Genomic DNA, 5736 nt, shown 5'->3' with positions numbered 1-5736 from the left:
GGCGGGACGATGGTGTTCGTGTCCGGCCGGCGGGTCGCCAGCAACCAGGAGTACCGGGTGCGGGTGCGCTTCGCGCCCGACGGCCAGGTCGGTCTCTCCGTCTCGCGGCTGTCGGGCGGCACGGAGGGCTTCCCCGGTGGCGAGGTCATCGTCCCGGGCCTGACCTACACCGCCGGAACCCGCGTGAACGTCCGGGTCCAGGTCTCGGGGACCGGCACCACGCAGGTCACCGCCTCGGCATGGGTGGCCGGTTCGGCCGAGCCCACGACGCCGACCCTGGTGCGGACGGACGCGACGGCGGAGCTCCAGGTGCCGGGCGCGGTGGGCGTCACCGTCCACCGGCCCTCCAGCGCCACCGCGGCCAACGTCGTCCGGTTCGCCGGCTTCACGGTCACCACGATGGTGGCCGCACCGGTGGGCCCGCCGCCGGCGGCGAACGTCGCCCCGACGGCGGCGTTCACCGCGAGCCCGGCCGGCCTGGCCGTCTCCCTGGACGCGGCCGGCTCGACCGACGCCGACGGCACCCTGGCGAGCTACGCGTGGAAGTTCGGGGACGGCGAGACGGGGGAGGGCATGACCGCCTCCCACACCTACGCCTTCTCGGGCACCTACCCGGTGACGCTGACGGTGACCGACGACCACGGCGCGACAGCCACGACCACGACGGACGTCACGGTCCTGGCCCCGCCGGTGCTGGAGGTCGTCGCGAGCGACACGTTCAACCGGGCGGTCACGGGTGGTCTCGGCACCGCCGACACCGGCGGTGACTGGACGGTCGTGGCCGGCGGCACCCGTCAGTCGGTGACCCCGGGCGTCGCCGAGCTGCGGCTGGACGCGGCCGGCAACAACACCGGGTCCTACCTCGCGGGGGTCTCGCGGACCGATGCCGACGTCCGGGCGACGTTCTCGCTGACCGAGATGCCCACCGGGAACGGGACGTACGTCTACGTGACCGGACGGCGGGTCGGTACGGGTCAGGAGTACCGGGCGCGGGTGCGGGTGCAGGCCGACGGCCGGATCGCGCTGGCCCTGTCCCGGCTCTCCGGAGGCACGGAGACGTTCCCCGGGGGCGAGCTGGTCCTCCCGGGCGTGACGTACACGGCCGGCACCGGCGTGAACGTCCGGGTGAAGGTGTCGGGTACGGGCACCACGCAGGTGGAGGCCACGGTGTGGCTCGCCGGGTCCGCCGAGCCGGCGACGCCGTCGATCACCCGGACCGACACGACCGCCGAGCTGCAGGTGGCCGGCGGGGTCGGCCTCGCCGCGCACCGGCCCTCGGGCACGACGGTCGCGACGGCCGTGCGCTTGACCGCCTTCACGGTGGCGCCCGCGGTCTGAGCGGAACGGTTCGCAATGTCGGGGCCGGCCCACTGCGGGCCGGCCCGGACGTGTTGCGTGCGGCTACACAGAGTGATGCCGCACACGTAGCGCACACCGGGGACCACCGGATCGTGTGACACCGCGACCCACCCATCGCGTGTCAAGGTCACTGTCTGCACTCGTCGTCGCCCGGACGGCGTTTCCATGAGCTGTACGGGGGCACGGGGATGAGTTCGTCAACGGGGACGAGACCGACACGGTGGCTGGCCGGCGTCATCGCTGCTGTCCTTGCCGTGGCCACTTTCGCGCTGGCCGGCACGACCGCCGCGCGCGCGGACTCGGCCCCGCCGGTTCCGTCGGCCGCCGACCCCATGACGGTCTCGGCCGACGGACTGCCGACCGTGCAGATCAACGGCGTGGGTTGGGCGCAGGCCGTCGTCGGGAACACCGTGTACGTGGGTGGCGTGTTCTCCACCGCCCGGCCGGCGGGCGCCGCCGCCGGCACCCAGGAGACGCCGCGCAGCAACATGCTGGCCTACGACATCCGCACCGGTGAGCTGATCACCTCCTTCGATCCCGTCGTCAACGGGCAGATCCTGGCGGTCACGGCCTCGCCGGACGGCTCACGGCTCTACATCGGCGGCGACTTCACCGACGTCGACGGCCAGACCCGCAACCGGGTCGCGGCCATCGACACCGCCTCCGGTGAGCTCGTCGCCGGCTGGGCACCCTTCGTCAACAGTCAGGTGCGCGCGATCGCAGCGACGAACGACACCGTCTACCTGGGCGGCAGCATCAGCGCTGTGGGTGGCGTCAGCCGCAGCCGGCTGGCCGCAGTGACGGCAAGCAACGCCGGCCTGCTGCCGTGGGCGCCCGTCCCAGGAGTGGGTCCCACCAGCGGAAACCGCGACGGCAGCACCGTCACCAGCGACCAGGTGCTCGGGATGGTCCTGACCTCGGGCGGCACACAGGTCGTGGTGTCGGGGCGGTTCGACTCCCTCAACGGCGTCAAGGCGACCGGGGTCGGGGCGCTGGACGCTGTCACCGGCGTGACGCGGCCGTACGAGATCAACCAGCTGATCACCAACCAGGGCATCAACGCGGCCGTCTACAGCCTGTCCACCGACGGCACCGTCGTCGTCGGCACCGGATACGACTTCTCCGGCCCGGGCAACCTCGAGGGGTCCTTCACCGTCGTCGCCGACACCGGCCGCGTCCTCGCCATCAACGACTGCCACGGCGACCACTACGGCAGCTTCGTGACCGGCGGCGTGGTCTACATCGCCGGCCATGCCCACGACTGCAGCAACATCGGCGGGTTCAAGGAGCAGAACCCGCGGGTGAACAAGTACGCCACCGCCATCTCGGTCGCGCCGACCGGCACGGTGGGTCCGTTCACGCTCCGCAGCAACGCGTTCTACGGCAAGCCCGCTCCGTCGTTGCTGAACTGGTTCCCGACCATGAACGCCGGCACCATCACCGGGCAGACGCAGGCCGGCTGGAGCATCACGGGCAACAGCCAGTACATCACCTACGCCGGTGAGTTCCCGCGGGTGAACGGCGTCGACCAGCAGGGTCTCGTCCGGTATGCGATGCCGGGCACCGCGCCGAACCTGATCGGGCCGTCGTTCGCCGAGTTCACCACCTCGGCCGTGGAGACGACGCCCGGCAGCGTGCGGGTCAGCTGGCGGGCCACCACCGACCAGGACAACAAGTTCCTCACCTACCGGGTCTACAAGGACAACGACGCCACCACGCCGGTCCACGAGGTGGTGCAGGGCTCGGACTTCTCCGACCGGCCCCTCATGACCTGGACGGACCCGGGGACGGCCGGGACGACGTACCGGGTGACGGCGACCGACCCGTTCGGCAACCGGTCGTCCACCCCGTGGGCGGCGGTCAGCACCACCGCCGTGCCGACCCGGCCCTACGCCGAGGCGGTTCTGGCCGACGGCGTCACCGAGCTGTGGTCCCTCGGCGAGCCGGCCGGCGCCGCCGCGGCGCTGGGGCAGCGGAACCTGGCCGTCCTGATGCCGGGCACCGGCGTCACCGCCGGCGTCCCCGGTGCCCTGGTGGGTGACGCGGACACCGCCTACTCCTTCGACGGCACGTCGGCCGCGTCGATGGTCCTGGGCTTCGACACGGGACCTGGGGGGATCGTCCCGTTCCCGTTCCAAGCCCCGGAGAGCACGACGGGCGAGGTCTGGATGAAGACCACCTCGACCCAGCCGGGTGAGCTCATCGGCTTCGGCACCGCCCCCTCGGGCGACAGCCCGCTCACCGACCGCACCGTCACCATGGGCGCCGACGGCCGGCTCAGCTTCGCGGTCAATGTCGACGCCACGACGACCCGGACGGTGACGAGCGCCGCGTCCTACAACGACGGCGCCTGGCACCACGTGTCGGCGACGTACAGCCCGTCGGGTGTCGTCCTGTACGTCGACGGTGCCGTCGTGGCTTCCCACCTCGACGTCCCCGCCAACCTGACGATCAACGGGTACCTGCGCGTCGGCGGGGACGCCGGCAACTACTTCGAGGGCAGCCTCGACGAGCCGGCGCTCTACATCCTGGCCCCGCAGCCGGGGCAGGTCATGCAGCACTACCGGCTCGGCTCCGGCGCGGCGGGCAACACCGCCCCGACGGCCACGTTCACCGCAACGACGACGCCCTTGACGGTGGCCCTCGACGCGACGTCGTCGGCGGACCCGGACGGCACGGTGGCGTCGTACACGTGGACCTTCGGTGACGGCGCGACCGGGACGGGGCCGACGGTGAGCCACCCGTACGCGGCGGCCGGCACCTACCCGGTCACCGTCACCGTCACCGACGACGACGGCGCCACGGACTCGCACGCGGCACTGGTGGTCGTCAGCGCCGCGAACGTCCCGCCGACGGCTGCCTTCACATCCTCGACCGCGGGCCGGACCCTGTCGGTCGCCGGCACCGGCTCGGCCGACTCCGACGGCACCGTCGCGTCGTACTCCTGGAACTGGGGTGACGGCACGCCCGCCGGGTCGGGTGCCACGGCGACGCACCCCTACGCCGCCGACGGCACGTACACGGTGACCCTCACGGTGACCGACGACCAGGGCGCCACCGGCACGCTGAGCCAGGTGGTCACGGTGGCCGCGGGGCCGGCGGTGATCGTCGATGACAACTTCTCCCGGACGGTCACCGGCGGGCTGGGCACCGCTCCCGTCGGCGGACCGTGGACGGCCTCGGTGGGCGGCACCCGGCAGTCCGTGGCCCCGGGCATCGCGACGATGCAGTTGCCGGCCGCGGGCAACAACACCGGCTCCTTCCTGGGGAACGTCTCGCAGACCACCTCGGACGTCCGGACGACGTTCTCGCTGAGCGCTGCGCCGACCGGGAACGGCACCTACGTCTACGTCACCGGCCGGCGGGTCTCGGCCACCCTGGAGTACCGGGTGCGGGTGCGCCTGCTGGCCAACGGCACCGTCGGGCTGGCCCTGTCGCGCGTCTCGGGCGGGACGGAGGCGTTCCCCGGCGGCGAGACGATCGTCCCCGGGCTGACCCTGACCGCGGGTGCACCGCTCAACGTCCGGGTGCTGATGGCCGGGACCTCGCCCACCCAGGTGCAGGTATGGGCGTGGCGCGGAGGGACCGCCGAGCCGACGGCGGCGTCGATCACCCGTACGGACACGACCGCCGCCCTCCAGGTGCCCGGTTCGGTCGGACTGTCGGTGCACCGCCCCACGGGGACGACCGCCGTCACCAACGTGCGGTTCACCAGCTACCGGGTGACCGGGCCCGGTGGCGGCACGCCTCCGGTCAACGCGCCCCCGACGGCGTCGTTCACCGCGACGGCGAGCGGGATGGGAGTGTCGGTCAACGGTTCGGCGTCCACCGACGCCGAGGGACCGATCGTGTCCTACGCGTGGAACTGGGGTGACGGCGGGCCGGTGACCACCGGCACGGCCGCGACGGCGACACACACCTACACGGTGGCGGGGCCGTACACGGTCACCCTGACGGTCACCGACAGCGGGGGCCTCACCGGCACCACCACGCGGCCGGTCACGGTGGCGGCGACGCCACCGGCGAACGTGGTCCCCACGGCGTCGTTCACCGCGACGCCGACCGCGCTGCAGGTCGCGGTGGACGCGGCGGCGTCGACGGACTCGGACGGGACGATCGCGTCCTACGCCTGGAACTAGGGTGACGGAAGCCAGGCCGGTTCGGGTGTCGGCACGACTCACACGTATACGACGGCCGGCAACTACACGATCACGCTGACCGTCACCGACAACGTCGGCGGCACCGGCACGACCACCCGCCCGGTCACCGTCACCGCGCCCACGGGCCCGGCGGCGATCGCCAGTGACGCCTTCGGCCGGACGGTCACCGCCGGCCTCGGGACCGCCGACGTGGGCGGCGCCTGGACCGCATCGGCGG

2 protein-coding genes and 1 pseudogene are annotated in these 5736 nt (G+C 72.9%); all 3 read left to right on the top strand.

Going from position 1 to position 5736, the window contains the following annotated elements:
* Positions 1 to 1338: PKD domain-containing protein (locus VGD70_RS14650; RefSeq protein WP_331081994.1), on the top strand; the 1338-nt coding region annotated here is incomplete at its 5' end.
* Positions 1339 to 1613: 275 nt separating this feature from the next.
* Positions 1614 to 5498, top strand: coding sequence for a PKD domain-containing protein (locus VGD70_RS14645; RefSeq protein WP_331081993.1), 3885 nt, complete (start codon positions 1614 to 1616; stop codon positions 5496 to 5498).
* 12 nt (positions 5499 to 5510) lie between these two features.
* Positions 5511 to 5736: pseudogene (locus tag VGD70_RS36950) on the top strand (PKD domain-containing protein); the annotation flags it as partial.

Source organism: Actinophytocola sp. (assembly GCF_036402745.1).
In the GTDB taxonomy this organism is placed as follows: Bacteria; Actinomycetota; Actinomycetes; order Mycobacteriales; family Pseudonocardiaceae; genus Actinophytocola.
Note: the sequence above shows the minus strand (reverse complement) of the source record. Positions and strands in the feature narration are given on the sequence as shown.